Source organism: Erwinia sp. SLM-02 (assembly GCF_037450285.1).
GTDB lineage: Bacteria > Pseudomonadota > Gammaproteobacteria > Enterobacterales > Enterobacteriaceae > Erwinia.
Map to the genome: position 1 here is coordinate 2,657,890 of NZ_JAQISN010000001.1, position 25,149 is coordinate 2,683,038.

Here is a 25,149-nt window from a genome sequence, read left to right on the forward strand (position 1 = left end):
TCCTCCCGGTGTTGCCTTCAGGAGATGCGCCCGGAGTGGCCCAGGACTGCCGCACCCGCCAGGCCTGGATCAGAGATTTGGATTGAGAACCACTTTGATCGAATCGACGCCGCGCTTCATCAGATCGAACCCCTCGGCGAAACGCGCCAGCGGCAGCGTATGGGTGACCACCCCTTCGGTCGGCAGCGATCCGTCAGCGATGCCGCTAATGACCAGCGGGTAGCAGTAAGGTCCAAGGTGCGAGCCGAGCAGGTCCAGCTCCTTGCGGTCGCTGATGATGCTCCAGTCCACGCTGACCGGCTCTTTAAACACCGAGAACTCCACAAAGGTGCCGAGCTTGCGGATCATCGTCAGCCCCTGCTCTACCGACTTCGCCGCGCCGGTTGCTTCGATGTAGATATCGCAGCCGTAGCCTTCGGTCATCTCCTTAACGATTTTGACAGCATCCTCACGGGCGGGATTAATCACCCGGTCGGCACCAAAGGTTTTCGCCAGCTCAAGGCGGCGGTCGGAGAGGTCAAGCACCACCAGTTTCTCCGCGCCAGATTTCTTAATCGCACCGATCATTCCCAGCCCCAGCGTACCCGCCCCGGCCAGTACCACCACGTCGCCCAGCTTGATACTGGCGCGCTGTACCGCGTGGAGCGAGCAGGCGTATGGCTCGATCAGAATGGCTTTTTCAATCGGCAGGTCCGCCGGGACCGCATAATTGATCGCCTCTTTGGTAAACTTCATATACTGGGCCATGCCGCCGTTGACGTTGTTCTGGAAGCCGTAAAGGTCGTGTTTTTCGCACATCCAGTACTGCCCGCGATTGCAGAAGCGGCATTCCCAGCACGGCACGATCTGCTCGGAGATCACCCGGTCGCCCAGGTTAAATTCCGTTACCTCATCCCCCAGCGCCACCACATGAGCAATAAACTCATGCCCCGGGATCATCGGTGCCTTGATATAGGCTGGCTGCTTTTCATCCCCCCAGAAGCTCGGTGCGCCCTCATAGGCCTTAACGTCCCCGGCGCAGATGCCGCAGGCTTCCACTTTTACCAGTATTTCCTCAGGCCCGATGGCGGGAACATCCACTTCCTCAAGCCGGTAGTCGCCCGGCGCATAGGCAACCACCGCCTTCATTCGCTGTGGTATATCCGCAACACGTCGGTTTTTTTCTGAACATGTCTGGCACATAATTCGTCTCCGCTTATTGATCATTTGAACATTAATTGAATAAATGAACAGTACGCACAGCTCACCAGGAAGCCAACAGCCGAAGATAAAAACTGTGACAAACCTCGTACAACCGAGTTTTTGGGAGTAGAACAGCGCTGACGATCTTAATTAATGTGATCGGTCCCTCTTTTAATTTTAAATACCGATGAAAACACATCAATCATATGAACATTCATTGAACATTTGTTATTTTGCGCATAGGGTAAGCACAGCGGTGGGTACGATCTGTGGGATCGCCGACCACTTTCATCACCTTCTTTTGGAGATCTGCTATGCTTTCTATTGCAATTGGCGCTGATGATGCCGCCATTGAGTTGAAAAATGTCCTGGTTGACTATCTTCACCAGTCCGGCTTTACCACCGCGGATTACAGTGCGGATGCACAGCACGACGGCGGCTGTGCCTATCCCGACATTGCGTGGACGGTGGCACAGGCCATCAAAAATGGTCGTCATCAGCGTGGCATTCTGGTCTGCGGCACCGGTATTGGCATGAGCATCACGGCAAATAAAGTACCCGGCATTCGCGCCGCGCAGTGCCACGATACTTACTCCGCAGAACGCGCTCGCAAAAGTAACGACGCGCAGATCATTACCTTAGGTGCCCGGGTGATCGGGGCCGAACTGGCAAAATCTATTCTTGCTGCATGGCTTAATGCGGAATTTGAAGGCGGACGTTCAGCGCCAAAAGTTGAAAAAATCGGCTATTACGAGCAGCTCGACCGCCCCTGAATGAAGGGTGAATCCTCCTGACCCCCCGGTATCGCTGGGCTGGAGGCGAACCATCGGGCAGGCCCATTGCAACAATCAGAAAAAGCGCATTCCAGTTCATTCCAGCCTGATGCACTGTGATCCGACTGTGATTAATTCGCAACAACCGCAGTACCCCCGCGGTGCAGAAACGTATTGGGCGCTTCTGTAACCGGCAATCGGGTACAAGATTGCTTATCAAGGAGCTTAGAGAGATGAACCAGCTAGACGCACTGAAACAGTTCACCACGGTAGTGGCAGACAGCGGCGACATTGAATCGATCCGCAACTATCACCCGGAAGATGCTACTACCAATCCGTCTCTTATTCTCAAAGCCGCCGGTCTGGATTCTTACAAACATCTGATTACCGACGCTATCGACTACGCCAAAAAACAGGGCGGCAGTAAAGAAACCCAGATTATTAATGCCAGCGATAAAGTTGCCGTTAATCTTGGGCTGGAAATTCTGAAAAGCGTGCCTGGCCGCGTGTCCACCGAGGTCGATGCGCGCCTGTCGTTCGATCGCGGCATGTGCGTTACTAAAGCTGAAAAGCTGGTGAGAATGTACGAGGAACACGGCATCGATCGTTCGCGCATTCTGATCAAGCTCGCCTCCACCTGGGAGGGCATCAAAGCCGCTGAGGAACTGGAGAAAAACGGTATTCAGTGCAATCTGACGCTACTGTTCTCATTCGCCCAGGCACGGGCCTGCGCCGAAGCCGGCGTATTCCTGATCTCCCCGTTTGTCGGCCGTATTTACGACTGGTACAACAGCCGCAAGCCGCTGGATCCGTATGTGGTTGATGAAGATCCGGGCGTTAAATCCGTTCGCAGCATTTATGAGTATTACAAACAGCACCGCTATCACACGGTGATTATGGGAGCCAGCTTCCGTAAAACCGAACAGATTCTGGCGCTGGCGGGCTGCGATCGCCTGACAATTTCGCCTAATCTGCTGGAAGAGTTACAGGCCAGCAGCGCGCCGGTTGAGCGCAAGCTGACGCCGTCTACCGAAGCCTTCCATCAGCCAGCTCCACTTTCCGAAGCGGAATTCCGCTGGCAGCACAATCAGGATCCAATGGCCGTCGAGAAGCTGGCCGAAGGCATCCGCCAGTTCGCCGTTGACCAGCAGAAGCTGGAAGATGTGCTGGCAGCAAAACTGTAGTTCCTCAGCCAATCCTTTTCATCATCAGGGCGGATTACCGATCCGCCCTCTGCATTTCGGGAGAATATATGTCTTCACGTCGAGAACTGGCAAACGCCATCCGCGCCCTGAGTATGGACGCCGTACAAAAAGCAAAATCCGGCCACCCCGGCGCGCCGATGGGCATGGCGGATATTGCAGAAGTGCTGTGGCGCGACTTCCTGCATCACAACCCCACCAATCCGGCCTGGGCAGACCGTGACCGCTTCATTCTCTCCAACGGTCACGCCTCTATGCTGCTTTACAGCCTGCTGCATCTCACCGGCTACGATCTCCCGATGGAGGAGTTGAAAAACTTCCGCCAGCTGCATTCAAAAACGCCGGGGCATCCGGAAATCGGTTACACGCCGGGCGTAGAAACCACCACCGGCCCGCTGGGCCAGGGCCTGGCCAATGCGGTGGGGATGGCTATCGCCGAACGCACGCTGGCGGCGCAGTTTAACCGCCCGGATCATCAGATCGTTGACCACTTCACCTATGTGTTTATGGGCGATGGCTGCCTGATGGAAGGCATCTCCCATGAAGTCAGTTCTCTGGCCGGTACGCTGGGGCTGGGCAAGCTGATTGGCTTCTACGATCACAACGGTATTTCGATTGACGGTGAGACGGACGGCTGGTTTACCGATGATACGGCGAAGCGTTTCGAAGCCTATCACTGGCACGTGATCCACGATATTGACGGACACAACCCGGAAGCGATTGCCACCGCCATTAAAGAAGCACAAAGCGTCACCGATAAACCGTCACTGATCATCTGCAAAACGATTATCGGCTTCGGTTCACCGAATAAAGCCGGCAAGGAAGAGTCCCACGGTTCGGCGCTGGGTGATGAAGAAGTTGCGCTGACCCGCAAGGAGCTGGGCTGGAAATATCCCCCTTTCGAGATCCCAAAAGATATTTATGCTCAGTGGGATGCTAAACAGGCCGGTGCAGAGCGTGAAAAAGCCTGGAATACAAAGTTCAACGCCTATAAATCCGCGCACCCGGAACTGGCGGCGGAATACAGCCGTCGTATGAGCGGTGGCATGCCGGAAAACTGGGAAGCCGAAACGCAGAAGTATATTCAGCAGCTGCAGGATAATCCCCAGAAAATTGCCAGCCGCAAGGCCTCGCAGAATGCACTGGAAGCCTATGGCCCGCTGCTGAAGGAATTTTTAGGCGGCTCCGCCGATCTGGCGCCGAGCAATCTGACCATCTGGTCGGGTTCAAAATCCATTAAGGACGACAGCGCAGGCAACTATATTCACTACGGCGTGCGTGAATTCGGCATGACGGCAATAGCGAACGGCATTGCCCACCACGGCGGTTTTATTCCCTATACCGCCACCTTCCTGATGTTTGTGGAATATGCCCGAAATGCGGTGCGCATGGCGGCATTAATGAAAGCCCGTCAGATCATGGTTTATACCCACGACTCTATCGGACTGGGTGAAGATGGCCCAACCCACCAGCCGGTTGAGCAACTGGCCAGCCTGCGCGTAACGCCAAATATGAGCGTCTGGCGTCCCTGCGATCAGGTTGAGACGGCGGTGGCGTGGAAGCACGCCGTTGAGCGCCATCACGGCCCGACCGCGCTGATCCTGTCACGTCAAAATCTGGCTCAGCCTGCGCGCAGCAAGGCCCAGCTGGAGAATATTTCGCGCGGAGGGTACATCCTGAAAGACAGCGACGGTACGCCTGAGGTGATCCTGATTGCCACCGGTTCCGAAGTGGAGATCACCCTGGGTGCGGCCGATAAGCTGACCGCCAGCGGGCATAAGGTACGGGTCGTTTCCCTGCCCTCCACCGATCTGTTCGATGCGCAGGATGCGGCCTATCGTGAATCGGTACTGCCGTCGAATGTCACCGCCCGCGTGGCGGTAGAGGCCGGTATTGCCGATTACTGGTTTAAGTATGTCGGTCTGAACGGGGCGATTGTCGGGATGACCGGTTTTGGCGAGTCGGCACCGGCTGAGAAGCTGTTTGCTGAGTTTGGTTTCACGGTGGAGAACATCGTCAGCCATGCTGAGGCGCTGCTGAAACCGCATTGATTTGACGCTGCGGTGGCGCTGGGGTCGAAGGGTGACAGTTGCCTGGGGGTTCCAGTGCCTGCATCTGACCGGCACAAAGTGGCGTTTGTGCCGGGGCGTTTGCACAGTCTGAAGTGAGTGCAGGCGAGTTGTGCCCCCAGGTGGGCTGGTCCTCGCGCCGCTACGCGGTGCCCTCACTTCGTTCGTCAGCCTTAACGGACCGGCCCAGACGCGCGTCCTGCGCGGCTGGGCCTTTCGCTCACTTCCCTGTAAGCGAATCCTGGCTTATTCGCTGCGTTCAACTCGTTTGGCGATGTCGCCCGACCGGCCAACTCAATTACCAATCGAGATCCTATGAAAAGCGACTTCGATATTTGAACGGGTTCAGCCTCTGCGGCGGGCGGGCAATCCACAGCGCTGAGGAGCAGGCAGCGGGACCGGAGAGGGCAGCAGGGATGCTGCACTCAGGTGTGGCGCGGGCAGGACGCCCGCTCCACGCCGGTCCGACAGGCCCGCAGCCTAAACCGAAGGCACCACGCAAAGCGTGGCGCGAGGACGCACGCCCGCCGCAGAGGCTGAACCCGAGGCACAACAACTACAGCAACAAAAGCTCAAATCGCAAATCTCAGAAGCTGAACCCGTGGAAAACGATACTGCATCAACAAAATTTATGGCTCAATCTCAACGCTTCCGCCGGGCTGATTCTCCACCCGGCTCACCCACAGCGTCGGCCAGCGATCGCTGCTGTTCCAGGCATCGCAGGTACTCTCCTGCGCGTATTCAGCCAGCATAAATTCCCGGCCGTTGAACTGCCAGCGCGTGGCCACCCCGCAGTCGCCCAGGCCGCGCGTTTTACTGAACGTCAGCAGCTCACCGCTCACCGCATCATATTCTGCATTGATCGGCTCCAGCTGCCTGTCGCTGCGGCCGGGAGGAACAAACGGCAGCGTCAGCGTAATGTAGTGCGGAATGTACGGCGGCTGGCGTGAGATCTCCAAAGCCAGATCGATAATGTTATAGGCTCCCATCTCGCAGCCCACCAGCAGCAGCGCCTTATCATCGGTCAGCGGCGATACCGACACCTCACGCCGCTGCATATCCAGCGAACAGCTCTCACTGTTGATATGCAGGCTGCCAAAATCGAGCAGCCCACGGGTTTCATCAGGCGTTAACGGCAGCGGCGGGCGCTCCGGTTGATAAACCTGAGGTATTGCGGGTGCGGCGGGCACATCCCAGGCAGGGCGTTCGCCGCGGCGAACCCAGGCGCTGTCGCCATTTACCCGCCCCTGCACGTCATCCATCAGTAATAATGCCGCCTTTAAACCCTTCAGTGGGATCGCGGTATCGGCACTGTAGAGAAGCTGCAGCGCGTCGGCGTTCATTATCTGGGCAAGGAATTCATTAATTGAGATGCGGTGGTCGGTGATGAGGTGATGGGGCGTCGTTTGCCAGTGTTTCAGATCCAGCCTGAGGCGCTGGCCATCCAGCAGCAGATTATCCTGCAAAGCTCCGCCGGGAAGTTCGCCCGTATAGCGATTGCCGTAATCAATTCGCAGCAGCGGACTGTCATCCTGACCGGCATGGCGCGCGATGGTCATAGCCAGGCCATTATTATCAGCGAGGCTGCGGGCTTCACAGCTGTTAAGATTGTTACAGGTAATCTGCCAGCTATCGAAGGTCCTTTGCAAAGGCTGTGCGTACAGCATGGTTGTGAAGACCAGAGGAGCCAGCGACAACCATTTTATACAGTAAAACATTGAGGGGGTCCCTGGTAAGGTGGGATATCAAGGATCGCGTAACCTCGCACAATCAGCGTATGAGAATATGATGGTAGGTGTTAAGCCGTACCTCAATCAGATTTATCGGACTGTGAAAGCGGTAAGATTAACCCGTTAAATCCCTGCAACGATGTCATAAATGCCGATCGTTCCCTCATCGAGGGCAGAAAAATGAAAAACCGCCACTCGACCCGTTAAATAATGAATTAATTTGTGAACCACCTCACTATTGCTCCTCACTAACGATATCAATTCACCAATATCGGGAGCACGTTCGCCTTAACGCAACCCGCTTTCGACTACTTTTTAGACAGCGGGGAGTGCATCCGTGCAGACCGTCCTGCCCTCTCCGTGAAGAACCACACATAAACACATCAATAAAAAAAACCAACGCAACAAATTAGTAACGGAAATTAATTAATTATTTATATGAATGACTGGATCTAATTCAGAATATGCTTAATAATTATTCCTGTCGCCACCTCCTTCAGCGTCACTGACACGTTGTTTTTACCTACCGCACACTGCCATTGCTATATCTAGGAACATTCCTATCGCTTTAAATGTAAAGTTTTCTTTAAATTTACGTTAACCGTATTGCTAGCAAACGCCCCGCAGGCCACCACCTGGTTTTTTAATCCGAACAAAGATCTTTCCCCAGGATTTTCTCACTTAAAATACGCAACAAACCTTCACAAACCTCCGTTTTGTAATTTTTACTGATGAAGGCTGTTAAAGAAAATTTTTTATAACTAAATTGTTCTTATAAATAGAAGCCAAGTCAGCACGCCAGTGCTTAACCTGTTGTCGGCGGTATGATGAAAAAAAAGTAGCCCTACTGGACCCCGATGCATTCGTCACCGCGGGGTTACGCGAAATGGTAAGTCAATCTTCAAACTATTTATTGTTGGCAAATCTGAAATCATTTTCAGCTTTACAACTGTTGTTGGAGATAGGTGACGTCGATATTGTTTTCACAGAACTTTATGACAGCGGCATGGATATTATTGCCGGAATAGAATTCATTCGAAATAATCGTCATCACTGGAAAAAAGTTAAGCTTATTATCTTCACCAACGTAGAAGAGCCGGGGCTGGTTAAATACCTGAGCGGCATGGGAGTTCAGTGCTATTTATCGAAGCGCGATAAGCTGACTGAAATCACATCGGCATTAAATCAACAAGATCGCATTAAAAACAGGATCAGCCCGCGTCTGGGGACGCAAATTAATAGCGAATTCCCCTGCCGCACCCCATTAACCATGGCGGAACTGAATGTTGCCTGGCTACTGGCAAGAAACAAGACGGTTATCACTATTTCCAGGCAGATGAACGTAAGTTATAAAACGATTCATACCCATAAAACGAATTTAATGAAAAAGCTTAACGTCGCTGATATGCCGCAGCTGATGAAGTATTTATCTGTCCAGCATCATTCCTTTTAATTGTTACACACAGCACGCCTATGGGCATCACTACGATAATGAGGATAGTTATGAAAAAGAACCAACTGTTATTATCAGCGTTAACTGCGGCATTATTAAGCAGCGCGGCTATTCAACCGGTATCCGCAGCAACCACCGGTTCATTAACCGGTGAAATAGGAGTTCAGGTTATTATTGGTTCCGCCTGTACCGTCGGGAATGGTGATGGTTCTACCGGAACGAATAAATGGGGCACCCTGGATTTCGGTACGTATGCCGATTTGAAATATACCATTGACGGTAGCGTGACGGGTGCTGACGGCAGCGGAGCCGTGACGGTGACCTGTAGCGCAGGCTTAAGTCCAACGCTGACGCTGGATGGTGGCCTGTACGGTGACGGTACGGTGCGCAGCGTGTCATCCGACAGCGGCACCACGCGGGTCCCTTATCGCCTCTACTCCGACAGCGCGCGCACAACCGAGATTGATGTCGGCGATACCATTAGCCTTACCGCTAACGGCACCGCGCAAAATATCCCGATTTACGGTCGTATCCTGCCTTCCGATCAGGGTTCCAATACCTCACCGGCAGCGGGAACCTATGTTGATACTGTGATCGCCACTCTGGCCTGGTAATCAACGTGCGACTCTGTAGCGTTCTGCTACTGGTGACAACCTGTAGCACTGCCAGCACCGTTACCGATACCTTCACCGTTTCAGCCACCATCACCAGCGGCTGCATACTCGGGAGCTCCTCGGCCAGCAGTACCCAGTTGGGAACTGTCGATTTCGGCACCGTCGGGGATCTCAGCAGCAATGTGGATGTGGTCAGCAGCAGCGGGGCCGGTTCGGTGGTGGTGACCTGTACGCCGGGCACTTCCATGTCGATGGCTCTCGACTACGGCCTGAACGGCGGCACCAGCAGCGCTCGCTATCTGAGTAACAGCACAAGCAGCAATAAGCTGGCATACCAGCTCTATCGGGATGCCAGCCACAGCAGCGTATGGGGGACCGGGGCACTGGCATGGAGCATTGCCTCGTTCCCGGCAACAACCCAGACCTTCCCGGTATATGCACGACTCTTTACCTCCGGCACCGTTCCGGCCGCCGGCACCTATAACGATACGGTTACCGTGACTTTAACGTGGTAAAAAACATGAAGCTCAAAACAGGGTTGTTATTTTGCGCGCTCTGGCTGACCGCGCTGTGTTCACAATTTGCTCTGGCAGCCAGCTCGGTGCTGGTATGGCCGGTGTACCAGGTTATCGAAGCTGACCAGCAGGGTTCGGCACTGTGGCTGGAAAATCGCGGCAGCTATCCCGTCAGCCTGCAGGTTCGCGTACTGGGCTGGCAGCAGCAGGATCAGCGCGACCGCTATGCCGATCAGCAGGATGTTATTGCCAGTCCGCCTTTTGCCACCGTAGAGCCGGGAAAGCGCCAGCTCATTCGCCTGATGCGCACCGTCACCGTTCCGGCCGGTCGGGAACAATCCTACCGTATCGTCATCGATGAACTGCCCGGCTCGCTGCCGAAAGAGATGCAGGAGCATGCCGGACTTCAGCTGCAGATGCGCTACCTTCTGCCGCTATTCCTTGACGGCGACGGGCTCTGGACGCAGGAGCGCACGGACCGTAAACGCGATGCCAGCACGGCCACTCGCCCACAGCTAAGCTGGACGTTAAGCCAGCGCGAGGGAAAAACCTGGCTTACCGTGCGTAATCAGGGCGTGGTTCACGCCCGGCTGAGCAACGTCTTTTGGGGAAGCAGCAGTAAACCGGAACAGGCCTCGCTGCGGCTGGCCGAGGGCTTCCTGGGGTACGTACTGCCGGGTCAAAAGATGTCGTTCCCGCTCCCCGCAAAACGCCAGCCTTCCGGCGGGCAAACCCTCTACGCTCAGCTGGCGGATAATACAACCCCGGTGGCCATTCAGGCCGCGAACTGAGTATGAAAAAACGCACCCCTGCCGCCCTGAAATTGACCCGGCTGACGGTGGCGATAGCAATCATCCTGATGCCGGATGCCCGCGGCCTGTATGCCGCCGAATATGATGCCATCCCCGCCGCACCGCGGGCGATGAGCAATACCGACAGCTATTCGCTCTACCTGACGCTGGTGGTGAACGGCCAGCCAGACGACCAGATCGTTCCGGTGCAGGTTCGCGGCGGGCACTATCTGGTCGAGGCCGGCGCCCTGACGCGCAACCATGTTCGTGTTGGCAACCAGAGCGGGCTGATTGACGTCACCCGACTGCCCGAGGTGAAAACCGACTATGACAGCATGCAGCAGCAGCTGGCGCTGAAAGTGCCTGACGACTGGCTGCCGCTGCAGAATATATCGGGTAAAAATCTGCTCGGCTTTACCCCTGCGCAAAGCTCTACCGGCCTGCTGTTGAACTACGACAGCTACAGCCTGCACGGTGAAAATGGCCAGAGCTACACCGCCACGTGGCTTGAACAGCGCCTGTTCGGCAGCGCCGGCGCGCTGTCGAATACCGGAACCTGGCGCAGCTGGTGGTCGGGAAAAAGCGACGATGCCGCCGAGGGTTATCTGCGCTATGACACGCAGTGGAAGTACAACGACGAAGCCAATATGATTGCCTGGCAGGCCGGTGACGTGATCAATAACTCGCTGACCTGGAGCAATTCAACCCGACTTGGCGGCGTGCGCGTGGCGCGTAACTTCAGCGTGCGCCCCGATCTGGTGACCTACCCGCTGATTAACTGGTCAGGCAACGCCGCCCTGCCCGGCACCGTCGATCTGTTTATTAACGGCTACAAGGCCAGCAGCAGCAGTGTTAACGCCGGGCCATTCACCCTCACCAACGTGCCTTATATTAACGGCGCCGGGGAAGCCACGGTGGTCACCACCGATGCGCTGGGCCGTCAGGTTTCCACCAGCGTGCCGTTCTATGTCTCCAACCAGCTGCTGCGCGAGGGGCTGAGTGATTTCGATTTCACGGCGGGTGCTCTGCGGCAGAACTACGGCATCCGCAGCGCGGACTACGGCGATGCGGCGGCCAGCGGCATCTGGCGCTACGGCCTGAACAACAGTTTCACCCTGTCTCTGCATGCGGAGGGCCGCCCGGGGCTTCAACTGGGCGGTATCGGGGGGGATGTGGCGGTTGGCCGCTGGGGCACGCTGAGCAGCGCGGTCAGCCAGAGCCGGGCGGACGAAAACGGCGCCCAGTACGTTGTCGGCTACTCCTGGTACTCTTCCTCGTTTGGCCTGGCGATGCAGCACCTGCAGCGCACTGAAAACTACAGCGATATCAGCACCTGGGACACCGCCACCCAGCTCAGTCGTCAGGCGGATCAGGCCACGCTGAGCTTTGCGCCACTGGGCGCGGGCGGCGGCACCGTGGGCCTTGGCTATTTCGATATTCGCGCCAGCGATAACAGCCGCACCCGGCTGGCTAACCTGTCATGGAGCCGCAGTCTGTGGGGCTCAAGCAGCCTTTATCTGGCGCTGAATAAAACGCTGGGCGAACAGGGCTATAACGCCCAGGTACAGGTGATCGTACCGCTCGATTCGGGGGCCAGCCTCAGCACCGGCGTTCAGCGCAGCACCAACGGCGACTACAGCGAGCGAGTGAACTTCAATCGCAGCGCGCCGGTCAGCGGCGGCCTGGGATGGAACCTGGCCTATGCCAACGGCAGCAGCGATTACTACCAGGCCGATGCCAGCTGGAAGTTCAGCCAGGCCACGCTGAGCGGCGGCGTCTACGGGGAATCAAACAATAACAGCCAGTGGGCCGATCTCAGCGGTTCACTTATCTGGATGGATAACGCGCTGTTTGCCACCAATAAAGTCAACGATGCCTTCATTCTGGTCAGCACCGACGGCTATCCCGACGTGCCGGTGACCTTTGAAAATCAGCTGACCGGTAAAACCGACGATCGCGGCCACTTACTGATCCCCTGGGTCAGCGCCTGGTATCCGTCGAAAGTGGCTATCGATCCGCTGGATCTGCCGCTGGATACGTCGATTCCACAGATTGAGTCACGCGTGGCGGTACGGGAAGGCAGCGGAACGCTGGTGAAATTCCCGGTGACGACGGTACGTTCAGCCAGCCTGACGCTGCTCGACGGACAACGGCAGCCGCTGCCAGTGGGTACACCGGTGACGGAAACCCACAGCGGGCAAACCACCATGGTCGGCTACGGCGGCAAAGTCTGGCTCAGCGGTCTGGCGGCCAGCAATGAGATCGTCGTTCAGCGGCCTCAGGGAAGCTGCCGTCACGGATTTACGATAGATGCGGCGGGAAAAACCGCCCCCCTGTTTGCCACCTTTGTCTGCCCGGACATTTCTTCAGCGGAAAAACAGCCATGAAAATGCACCCGATCCTGCGCCTTGTGCTTGCCGGCCTGCTTTTGCTGATAAGCGCTCAGAGCTATGCGGCCTGCAGCGCTTCATCAAGCACCTCGACCTTTGGCGGCATCAGCGCCTTTACCTTTGCCAGCAGCGCGCAAACCATTACCACCGGCAGCGGCTTCGCCTGCACCAGCGGCAGCCTGGTTTCACTGCTGGCGGAGAATACCGTTACCGCCACCATTAGCAGCTCGCAGCACCCGGTTGGGACATCGCCGCAGCTGTACAGCGCCACCGGTGCTTCGATCCCCTATTCGTTGTGTAAAGATGCCGCCTGCGGGACCACCTATAACGTTGGCAGCACCATTACCTGGACCGAACGTTCGCTGCTGGGCCTGCTTGGTCTGTTTAATGCCCCGGACAGCACGCTGCCGCTGTATCTGAGGTCGAGCGCCGGGATCAACATTCCGGCGGGGGTGTACACCGACACGTTGACGATAAACTGGCATTACAGTATCTGTTTTCTTGGCGTGCTGGGCCTGTGCGCCTACACCACCGGTGATGCCACCTCAACCATCACCGTGACGGTGACGGTGATTAATGACTGCTACATCGACAGCGCCCCGGATGTGGAATTTGCTTCCGCCGCGCTGCCGTCCGAGTTTAAAACCGTCAGCAGCGCACTGAGCGTTCGCTGCACGCTGAATGCCAGCTACAGCGTCAATCTGGCCAGCGCCACTCCCACCAGCGGTGACTGGCGTCAGATGGTCAGCACCAGCGGAAATAACTATTTGCAGTACCAGCTTTATCAGGCTGGAGGGGCGGCCTGGACCAGCACCAATAATCTCAGCCAGACCGGCAGCGGCACATCGCAAACCATCAACTATACGGCGACGATTAACCCAACCCAGGCCAGCCCGCCGGCGGGATCCTACAGCGATGTGGTCACCGTCACGGTGACCTATTGAGGAATATGCGCGTTCAGGGGAGTCGCATTAAAGGTGGAGCCAGCCCGCAATCAGCGCGTGCTGGAGCAGCGTGACGGTTTTACCGTCTTTAATACGCCCGTCTTTGATCATCGCCCAGGCGTCGGGGAAAGGGATTTCCATCACGTCGATATCTTCATCCTCAACGCCGCCCCCGGCATTGTCGCGCTGGGATTCACTGTATTGTGCCGCGAAGAAATGGATAAGCTCCGTGACGCCTCCGGGTGACATAAACAGCTCAAACAGCTTTTCGACTTCGCCGACTGCGTAGCCGGTTTCTTCAATGGCTTCTTTTCGGATGCAGTCCTCGGGGGAGTCGTTATCCAGCAGCCCGGCGCAGGTTTCAACCAGCATGCCGTCGGGATTACCGTTCACCCAGGTCGCAATTCGGAACTGGCGGGTCAGCACTACGCTGTTTTTCTCACGGTTGTAGAGCAGGATCGTCGCACCGTTGCCGCGATCGTAAACTTCGCGCTTATGGCGGATCACCGCGCCGTCTTTTGCGGTCAAATCGTAGGTAAAATTACGCAGGACGAACCAGTTTTCTGACAGGATTTTGTTTTTGATAATGTCGATCTTGGCTGACATACAGGCTCCGTGAAGGTATCGGGAGCCTGTCATCATAGAACGGGTACGGAGGGAAAACTATCTGAAACGCCGACCGGGCTAAAATCGGCACCGGCCGGGAAACAACGGAATTACTTCATCAATTTTTCCGCTGCGGAATGCTGCTCTTCTGACAGAGACTGGGCGCGCTTGCGCACGAAGAACCAGCCTGCGGTCAGCCAGATGGCAATCAGCGGAATCGACGCGATGGTGTAGGTCCCGTTCGGGTAGTCGAACGCCATCAGCACCAGCACGCTGAGCAGGAACAGCAGCGTCAGCCAGGACGTGAACGGCGCACCCGGCAGCTTGAAGCTGACGTCATCCGCTTTACCTTCCTTGATGGCTTTGCGCAGGCGCATCTGACAGACCACGATAAAGGCCCAGGAGGAGATAATCCCCAGCGCCGCTACGTTCAGCACGATCTCAAACACGCTGGCAGGAACGATGTAGTTCAGGTACACGCCAACGATGTAAACGCAGACGGTCACCAGGATACCGGCATACGGCACCTGAGAACGGCTCATTTTAGACAGGAACTGCGGCGCAGAACCGCCCATCGACATGGAGCGCAGAATACGGCCGGTAGCGTACAGGCCCGAGTTCAGGCTCGACAGCGCGGCGGTCAGGACCACGATGTTCATGATGCTGCCTACGTAAGGCACGCCCAGCTTGCTGAAGAAGGTCACGAACGGGCTCTGCCCTGCCTGATAGGCATTCCACGGCAGCAGCAGCACCAGCAGCACGACGGAGCCCACGTAGAACAGGCCGATACGCCAGATCACGCTGTTGATGGCTTTAGGCAGCATGGTTTTCGGGTCTTTACATTCCCCTGCTGCGGTGCCCACCAGCTCGATAGAGGCGAAGGCAAAGACCACACCCTGCACCAGCACCAGCGCCGGCATCAGGCCGTTAGGGAACATCCCGCCGTTGTCGGTGATCAGGTGGAAACCGGTCGCGTTGCCGTCCAGCGGCTTGCCGCTGCCGAGGAACACCACGCCCACCACCAGGAAGATGGCAATCGCCAGGACTTTAATCAGCGCAAACCAGAATTCCATTTCAGCGAACCAGCGAACGCCGATCATGTTCATGGTGCCCACGATGGCCAGTGCGCCAAGAGCAAAGACCCACTGCGGCACATCACCGAACGCGCCCCAGTAGTGCATGTAAAGGGCCACGGCGGTGATATCGACGATACCGGTCATGGCCCAGTTAACGAAGTACATCCAGCCGGCGACATAGGACGCTTTTTCGCCAAGGAATTCGCGGGAGTAAGAAACGAAGCTGCCGCTCGACGGGCGGTGTAATACCAGCTCACCCAGGGCGCGTAAAATGAAGAAGGAGAAGATACCACAGACTAAATAAACGATGGCCAGCGCGGGACCGGCGGCCTGTAAACGTGCGCCGGCGCCGAGAAACAGGCCCGTACCGATCGCACCACCGATAGCAATCATCTGAACGTGACGATTGTCCATCGCCTTGTTATAACCCGAATCCTGCGAATTTAACCAACGTCTTTTGGCGGCGCGCTTTTCTGCGCCCGATACTTTATCAGCTTTCATTTTCTGTCCTATTGTCCTGTCCACAAGTGATGCGGTTACCCGTCCTGGTATCCTGTTATTTTTTTATGCACCGACCAAACGATTGCGTCGGTTGCCGCAACTTTGATACTTACCCGGTGAACTGTAGTTATATTTAAAGACACTCGGGAAATTGTGGCGATGCATCCTAACCGTTCTGTCAGAACGACGCAAAAAATCCGCGGACGAAATCGTGAGGTTTTGTAATTTTTGTCGAGTGGCGCATAAAAAAACCGGTCACAATTTGCGACCGGCTAGTGATGGCACTAAGGACTACACAGGGACTACACAGGGACTACACAGGGACAGGGTTGCTACAGGGTAAAAATATTAACGATAAATCTCTGCGGTACCGCTCCACAGGCTGGAGTCACCCGGGGTATCAGCACGAACGACGCGATAGTGGCTGGCTCCAAGCTCCTCCGCTTTTTTTGCCAGCTGATGGGTTGCATCATCCAGCGAACCGCGGACACCGGAAACGGAAACGCTACCGATACTTTGCATATTCATGGCCTGGCTACCGTCAACCGGTGTGGCAGCCAGCGTAGAGAACGAGGTCGCAGCTAATAAGGTCGCCGCGATCAGTGCGGGTAATGTCTTGTTCATTATGGTGCTCCTCAAACTGTACGGGTTAGTTACGGGATTTATTATTACCAATACAATGAAAAGCAGAGTGAGGCGTGGGTAAAAGCATTAAAGCATTGTCAGCGCTGCGTAGCCTTACGCCAGCTAGTGTCAGGGAATGTACCGGAATAAGACGGATGTAACAGAAAATGCACCCCACACCCGGCTGACTTCAGATACCGCAGCGCTTTGGGTACAATACCCTTATTCAGATTAAGGACAACCGCATGCCGTCAGTAAAACGCTCCGTCACCCACAGCATTGCGCGCACGCTGTTCGCTATCGTGCTGCTGTCGGTTTTCTCCAGCGGGCTGGCGCTGCTGACGCTGTCGGGTAGCCTGCGCGATGCGGAAGCCATCAATCTTGCCGGTTCGCTGCGCATGCAAAGCTACCGGCTGGCGTGGGACATCACCTCGCGATCGTCTCAGCAGGCTGAGCATATCAGCCAGTATCAGCAGACGCTGATGGCCCCCGCATTACACTCGCTCGACCGGTTTTATGTTCCCGATGCCGTTCGCCAGCGCTATCACGATCTGCTTTCTTCCTGGCAGCGGCTTCAGCCTTCACTGATTTCCGACCAAACGGAGATAAATGCCGATCGTGTTACGCAGATAATCCATTCGGTAACGCAGATTGACCACTTTGTTCTGGCGCTGCAGCACTGGGCAGAGCTGAAAATGCGCATTGTGGCGCTGACCTGCCTGCTGGGGTTCACCGCTATCGCCCTGCTGGTGATCCTCACGCTGCGCCATATTCGCCTGAAAATCGTCGGGCCGCTCAGGCAGCTGCTGAGCGCCAGCGAAGCCGTTGAACAGACACATTTTACCCTGCCGCCGCTGAGTACCGATCTCGACAATGAGCTTGGCGTGCTGGCCCGGGCCTTTACCCGCATGTCCGGCGAGCTGGAGAAGTCGTGGACGGCAATGTCGCAAACCGTGCGGGCGAAAACGGAAAGCCTGACCCAGGCCAACCGCCGTCTGACCCTGCTTTACGCCTGCTCCCAGCGGCTCAGCCGCAGCGTGGAGGGCCGCGAAGCGTTTCAGCTGACTCTGGCTCTGGTGCGGCGCCATGAACGACTGAACAGTATTGCGTTTTCCGTACCTGACTTTGGCGAACTGAGCGCCGGGCACAGCGATCCGCAGCTGCCGTGGCATTCCATTCCACTTTACCTCAGCCACCAGCCGCAGCCCTGTGGCGTTCTGCGCTGGCAGGCGCACAGCAGCGAGCCGCGCCTGATGCAGGGTGTGGCTTCCCTGCTGATCCACGCACTGGAACTGTGGCAGGCACAGCAGCAGGTACAGACGTTGCTGCTGCTTGAGGAGCGGGCGACGATTGCCCGCGAGCTGCACGATTCGCTGGCGCAGTCGCTAACGTATCTGCGCATTCAGATTGCCCGACTGAAAAGAACGCTGGACCCGGACGCCGCGCAGGCGCAGTCGGTGGTGGCCGAGTTTGAACAGGCCCTGGTCGCCGCGAATCAGCAGCTGCGCGAACTGCTGACCACCTTCCGGCTGACCATCGAACCCGCCAGCCTGGCACGGGCGCTGGAACAGGTGGTGCTGCCTTTACGCCAGCAAAGCGACGCGCGCATTTTACTGCAGTGCGATAGTGACGGACAGCTGCAGGCCCAGCAGCAGATTCACGTGCTGCAGATCGTTCGCGAAGCGCTGTTGAATGCCATTCGCCACGCGCACGCAGAGGAAATTACCGTCAGCACCCGTCGCGGCGAACAGGGAGAGCTGACCCTCACCGTCGCTGACGATGGCGTGGGTATCGCCAGCCAGCAGGAGCCGCCGGATCATTACGGGCTGACCATCATGCGCGAGCGTGCGGCACGGCTGAACGGCACGCTGAGCATCACCCGCAGCGAAACCGGGGGCACCTGCGTGTCATTACATTTTATGCCGGTCACGGAAACCGTTTTTCCCGCTGCGGTCATCGCCGTTCCACCGTCCACACGCTCAGGGAGTGAAGCATGACCGGGACTATTTTTCGCGTATTGATTGTTGACGATCATCCGCTGATGCGCCGCGGGTTACATCAGCTTTTGCAGTTAGACAGCCGGTTTCAGGTGGTCGCAGAAGCGAGCAACGGCGCGGAGGCGGTGACGCTGGCGCGGCAAATGCAGCCGGACCTGGTCCTGCTGGATCTCAATATGAAGGGGCTTTCCGGGCTGGAAACCCTGCAGATACTGCGCAGTGAATCGATCCCCTGCCGGGTGGTGATCCTGACCGTTTCCGACAGCCGCAGCGACTTCTTCAGCCTGCTGGATGCGGGCGTTGACGGCTACCTGCTCAAGGACAGCGAGCCGGAGCAGATGCTGGCGCAGATTATTCACGTTGCCGAAGGCGGCCAGGCCTTCAGCGACACCCTGCAGCCCTGGCGCGAAGGCCGCGACTGGCAGGACAATCCTTTTGCTATTCTCACCGCCCGCGAACTGGACGTGCTGAAGGAGGTGGCGCGCGGCCTGTCGAATAAAGAAGTGTCGGAGAACCTGTCCATTTCCGAGCAAACGGTAAAAGTGCACATCCGCAGCCTGCTGCGCAAACTGAACGTGCGTTCCCGGGTAGCCGCCACGGTGCTCTGGCTGGAGTCTCAACCGTGACATAATGCGTCAGGCAGTAAATAAACCCCTGTAATTTTCCACGGTAATTTACACTTTCTCCTCAATTTCTCCACGATTTAGATCGGCCAGGCAGGTAAAGTGGTGAATCGATGGAGCCTGTTGAATCGGTTAATAAATCCGCTCCGCACCGGACGCCTCATTTCAGCGCCAAACGGATCTGGCTGGTGAATTCTTTTTCTTTCTATTCCGATAATCAGCTGCGGAGCTTGCAATGGCGAACTTTTTTATCGACCGCCCCATTTTTGCCTGGGTGCTGGCGATTATTCTCTGCCTTACCGGCGGCCTGGCGATTATGTCGCTACCGGTAGAACAGTATCCCGATCTGGCCCCGCCTAACGTTCGTATCACCGCAAACTACCCCGGAGCGTCTGCCGAAACGCTGGAAAATACCGTCACTCAGGTTATCGAGCAGAACATGACCGGCATCGACAACCTGATGTATATGTCGTCGCAGAGCAGCAATACCGGCCAGGCCACCATTACGCTGACCTTTGAAGCGGGCACCAATCCCGATGAAGCGCGCCAGCAGGTGCAGAACCAGCTGCAGACCGCGCTGCGAAAACTGCCTCAGGATGTGCAGTCCCAGGGCGTCACGGTGAATAAAACCGGGGACACCAATATTCTGATGGTGGCCTTCGTGTCCACCGACGGCAGTATGGACAAGCAGGATATCTCTGACTACGTGGCCAGTAATATCCAGGATCCGCTGAGCCGTATTGACGGCGTCGGCCAGGTGGATGCCTACGGATCTCAGTACGCGATGCGTATCTGGCTCGATCCCAACAAATTGATTAACTACTCGCTGACCACCGGCGATGTGGTCAGCGCCATTGAATCACAAAACAGTCAGGTCGCCGTGGGCCAGCTGGGCGGGCTGCCGTCCGTTGACCGGCAGGCGCTGAACGCCACCGTGAATTCCCAGTCGCTGCTGCAAACCCCACAGCAGTTCCGCGACATCACCCTGCGCGTTAATACCGACGGTTCCGTGGTCACCCTGGGCGATGTGGCCCAGGTGGAGCTGGGTGCCGAGAAATATGATTACCTCAGCCGCTATAACGGCATGGCCGCATCCGGGCTGGGCGTGAAGCTGGCTTCCGGCGCGAATGAACTGCAGACGGATACGCTGGTTCGCGCCCGCCTTGATGAACTGTCGCACTACTTCCCGCACGGGCTGGAAGCCAAAATCGCATTCGAAACCACGCCGTTCGTTAAGGCGTCGATTGAGGACGTGGTGAAAACGCTGTTTGAGGCGGTCCTGCTGGTGTTCCTGGTGATGTATCTGTTCCTGCAGAATTTCCGCGCCACGCTGATCCCGACCATTGCCGTGCCGGTGGTGCTGTTTGGCACCTTCGGCGTGCTCTATGCCTTCGGCTACAGCATCAACACCCTGACCATGTTTGCCATGGTGCTGGCAATCGGCCTGCTGGTGGATGATGCCATTGTGGTAGTGGAAAACGTTGAACGAATAATGAGTGAAGAAGGGCTCTCGCCGCGAGAGGCCACGCGTAAGTCGATGGGCCAGATTCAGGGCGCGCTGGTCGGTATTGCGCTGGTGCTGTCGGCGGTCTTTATCCCGATGGCCTTCTTCGGCGGCACCACTGGAGCAATTTACCGCCAGTTCTCGGTCACCATCGTGTCGGCCATGGTGCTGTCGGTGCTGGTGGCGATGATCCTCACCCCCGCCCTGTGCGCCACCCTGCTCAAGCCGCTCGAACAGGGGCATCATCACGGTCGCCGTGGATTCTTCGGCTGGTTTAACCGCATGTTTAATCGCAACGCGGAACGCTACGAGCGCGGCGTCGGGCGCATTCTGGCGAAGGGCGGCCGCTGGCTGGTGCTCTATCTGGCACTGATGGCTATTATGGCCTTCCTGTTCCTGCGCCTGCCAACCTCGTTCCTGCCGCTGGAAGATCGCGGGATTTTCACCACTCAGGTTCAGCTTCCGTCCGGTTCCACGCTGCAGCAGACCATGAAGGTGGTGCAGAAAGTTGAACACTACTATCTGACCTCAGAGAAAAATAACGTGGTGTCGGTATTTGCCACCGTCGGTGCCGGACCCGGCGGTAACGGGCAGAATGTGGCGCGTCTTTTCGTTCGTCTGAAAGACTGGAAGGAACGTACAGCCAGCGATAACTCCTCGTTTGCGATCATTGAACGGGCAACCAAAGCGTTTGAGAACATCACTGAAGCCCGCGTGATCGCCAGCAGCCCGTCCGCCATTACCGGGCTGGGCAACTCGGCCGGTTTTGATATGGAATTGCAGGATCACGCCGGGCTGGGTCATGCCGCCCTGATGAATGCCCGCGATACGCTGCTGGAAAAAGCCAAAAACAATGCGTCGCTGACCCGCGTGCGCCACAACGGACTGGACGACAGCCCGCAGCTGCGCATCGATATCGACCAGCGCAAAGCGCAGGCGCTGGGCGTGTCGCTCGACGATATTAACAGCACGCTGCAAACCGGCTGGGGGTCCACCTACGTCAACGACTTCCTCGATCGCGGCAGGGTGAAAAAAGTCTACGTTCAGGCGGCGGCGAAATACCGCATGCTGCCGGACGACATCAACAAATGGTACGTCAGAAACACCAGCGGGCAGATGGTGCCGTTCAGCGCCTTCGCCAGCTCGCGCTGGGAAACCGGTTCGCCGCGTCTGGAACGCTACAACGGCTATTCGGCGGTGGAGATCGTCGGGGAATCCGCAGCGGGCGTCAGCAACGGAACGGCAATGGACATTATGGAAAATCTGGTCAGTCAGTTGCCCACCGGCATCGGCCTGCAGTGGACGGGTGCCTCACTGCAGGAGCGTATGACCGGGGCACAGGCACCGGCACTGTATGCCCTCTCGCTGCTGGTGGTCTTCCTCTGCCTGGCCGCCCTCTATGAGAGCTGGTCTATTCCCTTCTCGGTGATGCTGGTGGTGCCGCTGGGGGTGATCGGCGCGCTGGTGGCCACCTGGCTGCGCGGGCTGGAAAATGACGTTTACTTCCAGGTCGGGCTGCTGACGGTGATCGGGCTGTCGGCGAAGAACGCCATTCTGATCGTTGAATTTGCCAATGAACTGAACACGCGTGGCCACGATTTAATTGAGGCGACACTTGAAGCATCCCGGCAGCGTCTGCGGCCTATCCTGATGACCTCGCTGGCGTTTATCTTCGGCGTGCTGCCGATGGCAACCAGCAGCGGTGCAGGCTCCAGCAGCCAGCATGCAGTAGGAACGGGGGTAATGGGAGGGATGATTTCAGCCACGGTGCTGGCCATCTTCTTTGTGCCGCTGTTCTTTATGCTGGTGCGGCGGCGCTTCCCACTAAAAGAAAAGCTTAAATAAACAAAAGGCAGCCGGATGGCTGCCTTTTTTAATACGGGTTACTGAAGATAAAGCTACCTGGTTTGCCACCGCGCTTTTCTCTAGCAGAACGAATTACTTACGTAACATCGCTTCGATAAAGTCTTTCCAGTTCCCTAGTTCTAAGTCGATCATCATTGCCTCTCTTTTTTGTGGGGCTATTTTAGAAGCAATATGGCGAGAAGAACAGACGGAGATCTCATTTACAGCAATTGAAGAAACCGTTCAGGATGGAATTTTGCAAGATATGTGCTATTGCGCACAATTTGTACAAGAGCAGACATTGGCCCCGCCGGGGGCCTCAGCCCGGTTACTTGAGGATGATGATTTTGTCGTAACCGCCGCTCTCGCTGTCGATATGCGTTTTGGCATCAGGATAGTCACGCATCACGGCTTCAACGACATGCGCAAAGTCGTCACAGCGGCTCTTTTTCTTCCGTGTGAGAATAATTGTGGACTGGGTCTCTTCCACCGTATGTACGGCAGACTCTTTCAAATAGTTCATGGTTCCCCTCCTCCTGAATAATGGGCCTTCACCCTGAAGATTTTTTGCTCGCAGCTATTATCCTGCTTTGCCTTCTTCCGAATATAGATGAATCCCACAAAAAACAGAAGGGTACGAGTGTCTGAGTTTTGCCCCGGGGCATCAAAAGTTCTGCCCTCTCTGCGATCTGTGATAACGGGCTGATTAATCGGCAAAGAAAACCACCGATAAACCTGCCGGTGGCCTGCCCGGCATCCGCGCCTCATTCCGCAAATTGTTCATCCGTTAATCACCACCCGATGGCGTTTTCGGACGCCAATCTGAGATGCACAAGGCGATCTGGCCCTCCCAACAGTGTGATTCTGTGGAATAATACCTCTCTGAACGTTTCCCGATGACAGGTAGAGCTTTATGACATCTGAAAATACGCAAAACACGCTGACCATGTACGGCATCAAAAACTGCGACACCATCAAAAAGGCACGCAGGTATCTGGAAGCCAGTAATACGGATTATCAATTCCACGATTATCGCGCCGACGGACTGGACGCGGCGCTGCTCGGCAAGTTTATTGCCGTTCTCGGCTGGGAGCCGTTGCTGAACACGCGCGGCACCACCTGGCGCAAACTGGACGAGGCGACGCGTGAAGCGGTGAATAATGCAGCAGCCGCACAGGAACTGATGCTGGCAATGCCCGCAATCATCAAACGCCCGTTGCTCTGCGCCGCGGACGGCTCTATGCTGCTGGGCTTCAGTGAAGCCACCTATCAGCAGTTTATTCAGGAGAAGTGTTAATTATGTATTGTCCGGTCATTGAGTTGACGCAGCAGCTTATTCGTCGCCCTTCCCTCAGCCCGGATGATGCCGGTTGCCAGGCCATTCTGATTGCGCGCCTTCAGGCGCTGGGTTTTACCGTTGAGCCAATGAACTTTGGCGATACCCTGAATTTCTGGGCATGGCGCGGTCAGGGCGAAACGCTGGCCTTTGCCGGACACACCGACGTGGTGCCAACCGGCGATGCCAACCGCTGGATCAACCCGCCGTTTGAACCCACCATCCGCGACGGCATGCTGTTTGGTCGCGGCGCGGCGGATATGAAAGGGTCGCTGGCAGCGATGGTGGTTGCCGCCGAGCGCTTTGTTGCCGCCCACCCGCAGCATAAAGGTCGCCTGGCCTTCCTGATCACCTCCGACGAAGAGGCCTCCGCCACAAACGGAACGGTCAAAGTGGTTGAAGCGCTGATGGCGCGCAACGAGCGCCTGGACTACTGCCTGGTCGGTGAGCCTTCCAGCACCGAAGTGGTCGGCGACGTGGTGAAAAACGGTCGTCGCGGTTCGATTACCGCCAATCTGACGCTTCACGGCGTACAGGGGCACGTGGCCTATCCGCACCTCGCCGATAACCCGGTGCATCGTGCGCTGCCCGCGCTGAACGAACTGGTCGCTACCGAATGGGATCGCGGCAACGAGTTCTTCCCCCCTACCAGCATGCAGATTGCCAACGTGCAGGCGGGGACCGGCAGCAACAACGTGATTCCGGGCGATTTCTTCGTGCAGTTTAACTTCCGCTTCAGCACCGAACTGACCGATGCGCTGATCAAACAGCGGGTACAGGAGCTGCTCGATCGCCACCAGCTGCGCTACAGCATTGAGTGGAAGCTTTCCGGCCAGCCGTTCCTGACTTCACGCGGCAAGCTGGTGGATGCGGTGGTTAACGCGGTTGAGCACTATAATGAGATCAGGCCGCAGCTTGAAACGACCGGCGGTACCTCTGACGGGCGCTTTATTGCCCGTATGGGCGCGCAGGTGGTAGAGCTTGGACCGGTGAACGCCAGCATTCACAAGATCAACGAGTGCGTGAAGGCCGCCGATCTCCAGCTGCTGAGCCGCATGTACCAGCGCATTATGGAACAGCTGATCGCGTAAGCGTTCTGAGGTGAGGATATGGAATTTTTTAAAGAGTACTGGTGGATCCTGGTGATCCTGCTGATGGTCGGCATTCTGATGAACGTCTATAAAGACCTGAAGCGCATCGATCATAAAAAGTTTCTGGATAACAAGCCGGAGCTGCCGCCTCATCGCGACTTCAACCACAAGTGGGATGATGAAGACGACTGGCCGAAGAAGAAGTAACCTGCCCTTCACTCAAATCTGCATCTGAAAAACGCCAAACGGCTCTGGAATCGCTTCCAGAGCCGCTATTGACATG

At 56.6% G+C, this 25,149-nt stretch carries 22 protein-coding genes; 15 read left to right on the plus strand and 7 right to left on the minus strand.

Going from position 1 to position 25,149, the window contains the following annotated elements:
• Positions 1–69: 69 nt before the first annotated feature.
• Positions 70–1,182, minus strand: coding sequence for an MDR/zinc-dependent alcohol dehydrogenase-like family protein (locus tag PGH32_RS12285; protein WP_314423052.1), 1,113 nt, complete (start codon positions 1,180–1,182; stop codon positions 70–72).
• A gap of 314 nt (positions 1,183–1,496) precedes the next feature.
• On the opposite strand from PGH32_RS12285, the gene rpiB reads away from it, so the two are divergent.
• The 3 genes from rpiB to tkt all read left to right on the plus strand — a co-directional run bounded on the left by rpiB (position 1,497) and on the right by tkt (position 5,208).
• Entirely contained in the window at positions 1,497–1,955 is a 459-nt protein-coding gene (gene rpiB / locus PGH32_RS12290) for a ribose 5-phosphate isomerase B (RefSeq protein WP_314423049.1), read from the plus strand.
• A gap of 233 nt (positions 1,956–2,188) precedes the next feature.
• Positions 2,189–3,139 carry a transaldolase gene (tal, locus tag PGH32_RS12295; protein ID WP_314423046.1) on the plus strand — a complete coding sequence of 317 codons (951 nt, stop codon included), beginning with the start codon at positions 2,189–2,191 and terminating at the stop codon, positions 3,137–3,139.
• A gap of 68 nt (positions 3,140–3,207) precedes the next feature.
• Positions 3,208–5,208 (plus strand): transketolase, encoded by a 2,001-nt coding sequence (gene tkt, locus PGH32_RS12300; protein ID WP_314423042.1) that lies wholly within the window; start codon positions 3,208–3,210, stop codon positions 5,206–5,208.
• A gap of 647 nt (positions 5,209–5,855) precedes the next feature.
• Here tkt and PGH32_RS12305 read toward each other — a convergent pair.
• Complete coding sequence (locus PGH32_RS12305; protein ID WP_337894162.1) at positions 5,856–6,944, minus strand: DUF1176 domain-containing protein; 1,089 nt, start codon at positions 6,942–6,944, stop codon at positions 5,856–5,858.
• Between the two features lie 898 nt (positions 6,945–7,842).
• Between PGH32_RS12305 and PGH32_RS12310 the strand changes: the two genes are divergently transcribed.
• The 6 genes from PGH32_RS12310 to PGH32_RS12335 are packed head-to-tail and all read left to right on the plus strand — an operon-like array spanning position 7,843 to position 13,663.
• On the plus strand, positions 7,843–8,409 hold the full coding sequence (locus PGH32_RS12310) for a response regulator transcription factor (RefSeq protein ID WP_337894163.1): 567 nt from the start codon (positions 7,843–7,845) through the stop codon (positions 8,407–8,409).
• Positions 8,410–8,459: 50 nt separating this feature from the next.
• Positions 8,460–9,023: a Csu type fimbrial protein gene (locus PGH32_RS12315; RefSeq protein WP_314423036.1), complete on the plus strand. Its 564-nt coding sequence runs from the start codon at positions 8,460–8,462 to the stop codon at positions 9,021–9,023.
• Between the two features lie 5 nt (positions 9,024–9,028).
• A complete protein-coding gene (locus tag PGH32_RS12320) occupies positions 9,029–9,538 on the plus strand; it encodes a Csu type fimbrial protein (protein ID WP_337894164.1) in 510 nt (169 codons plus the stop codon).
• Positions 9,539–9,543: 5 nt separating this feature from the next.
• Entirely contained in the window at positions 9,544–10,329 is a 786-nt protein-coding gene (locus PGH32_RS12325; RefSeq protein WP_337894165.1) for a fimbrial biogenesis chaperone, read from the plus strand.
• Between the two features lie 2 nt (positions 10,330–10,331).
• Positions 10,332–12,716 carry a fimbria/pilus outer membrane usher protein gene (locus PGH32_RS12330; protein ID WP_337894166.1) on the plus strand — a complete coding sequence of 795 codons (2,385 nt, stop codon included), beginning with the start codon at positions 10,332–10,334 and terminating at the stop codon, positions 12,714–12,716.
• Positions 12,713–13,663: a Csu type fimbrial protein gene (locus PGH32_RS12335; protein ID WP_314423024.1), complete on the plus strand. Its 951-nt coding sequence runs from the start codon at positions 12,713–12,715 to the stop codon at positions 13,661–13,663. The genes PGH32_RS12330 and PGH32_RS12335 overlap by 4 nt, the downstream gene beginning before the upstream one ends.
• A 27-nt stretch (positions 13,664–13,690) precedes the next feature.
• Here PGH32_RS12335 and nudK read toward each other — a convergent pair whose 3' ends face one another.
• The 3 genes from nudK to PGH32_RS12350 form a co-directional block, all read right to left on the minus strand.
• Positions 13,691–14,269, minus strand: a complete 579-nt coding sequence (nudK, locus tag PGH32_RS12340) for a GDP-mannose pyrophosphatase NudK (protein ID WP_314423021.1) — start codon at positions 14,267–14,269, stop codon at positions 13,691–13,693.
• 110 nt (positions 14,270–14,379) lie between these two features.
• Entirely contained in the window at positions 14,380–15,846 is a 1,467-nt protein-coding gene (gene ansP / locus PGH32_RS12345) for an L-asparagine permease (protein ID WP_314423018.1), read from the minus strand.
• A 348-nt stretch (positions 15,847–16,194) separates the two neighbouring features.
• Positions 16,195–16,470 carry a DUF1471 domain-containing protein gene (locus PGH32_RS12350; RefSeq protein ID WP_123337623.1) on the minus strand — a complete coding sequence of 92 codons (276 nt, stop codon included), beginning with the start codon at positions 16,468–16,470 and terminating at the stop codon, positions 16,195–16,197.
• A gap of 245 nt (positions 16,471–16,715) precedes the next feature.
• Between PGH32_RS12350 and narQ the strand changes: the two genes are divergently transcribed.
• The 3 genes from narQ (at position 16,716) to acrD (ending at position 22,439) form a co-directional block, all read left to right on the plus strand.
• A complete protein-coding gene (narQ, locus tag PGH32_RS12355; RefSeq protein WP_337894167.1) occupies positions 16,716–18,467 on the plus strand; it encodes a nitrate/nitrite two-component system sensor histidine kinase NarQ in 1,752 nt (583 codons plus the stop codon).
• Positions 18,464–19,093, plus strand: a complete 630-nt coding sequence (locus tag PGH32_RS12360; protein ID WP_314423009.1) for a response regulator — start codon at positions 18,464–18,466, stop codon at positions 19,091–19,093. The genes narQ and PGH32_RS12360 overlap by 4 nt, the downstream gene beginning before the upstream one ends.
• A 232-nt stretch (positions 19,094–19,325) precedes the next feature.
• Entirely contained in the window at positions 19,326–22,439 is a 3,114-nt protein-coding gene (acrD, locus tag PGH32_RS12365; RefSeq protein ID WP_314423006.1) for a multidrug efflux RND transporter permease AcrD, read from the plus strand.
• Positions 22,440–22,532: 93 nt separating this feature from the next.
• Here the strand turns inward: acrD and ypfM are convergent, their stop codons facing one another.
• Positions 22,533–22,592 (minus strand): protein YpfM, encoded by a 60-nt coding sequence (ypfM, locus tag PGH32_RS12370; protein WP_101505280.1) that lies wholly within the window; start codon positions 22,590–22,592, stop codon positions 22,533–22,535.
• A 175-nt stretch (positions 22,593–22,767) separates the two neighbouring features.
• On the minus strand, positions 22,768–22,962 hold the full coding sequence (locus PGH32_RS12375; RefSeq protein ID WP_314423004.1) for a hypothetical protein: 195 nt from the start codon (positions 22,960–22,962) through the stop codon (positions 22,768–22,770).
• Positions 22,963–23,352: 390 nt separating this feature from the next.
• On the opposite strand from PGH32_RS12375, the gene PGH32_RS12380 reads away from it, so the two are divergent.
• From PGH32_RS12380 to PGH32_RS12390, 3 genes are read left to right on the plus strand one after another with little or no spacing between them, the layout of a single operon-like run.
• On the plus strand, positions 23,353–23,736 hold the full coding sequence (locus PGH32_RS12380; protein ID WP_314423001.1) for an ArsC family reductase: 384 nt from the start codon (positions 23,353–23,355) through the stop codon (positions 23,734–23,736).
• Between the two features lie 2 nt (positions 23,737–23,738).
• Entirely contained in the window at positions 23,739–24,866 is a 1,128-nt protein-coding gene (dapE, locus tag PGH32_RS12385) for a succinyl-diaminopimelate desuccinylase (RefSeq protein WP_337894168.1), read from the plus strand.
• An 18-nt stretch (positions 24,867–24,884) separates the two neighbouring features.
• A complete protein-coding gene (locus PGH32_RS12390; protein ID WP_314422995.1) occupies positions 24,885–25,073 on the plus strand; it encodes a YpfN family protein in 189 nt (62 codons plus the stop codon).
• The last annotated feature ends 76 nt before the right edge of the window (positions 25,074–25,149 follow it).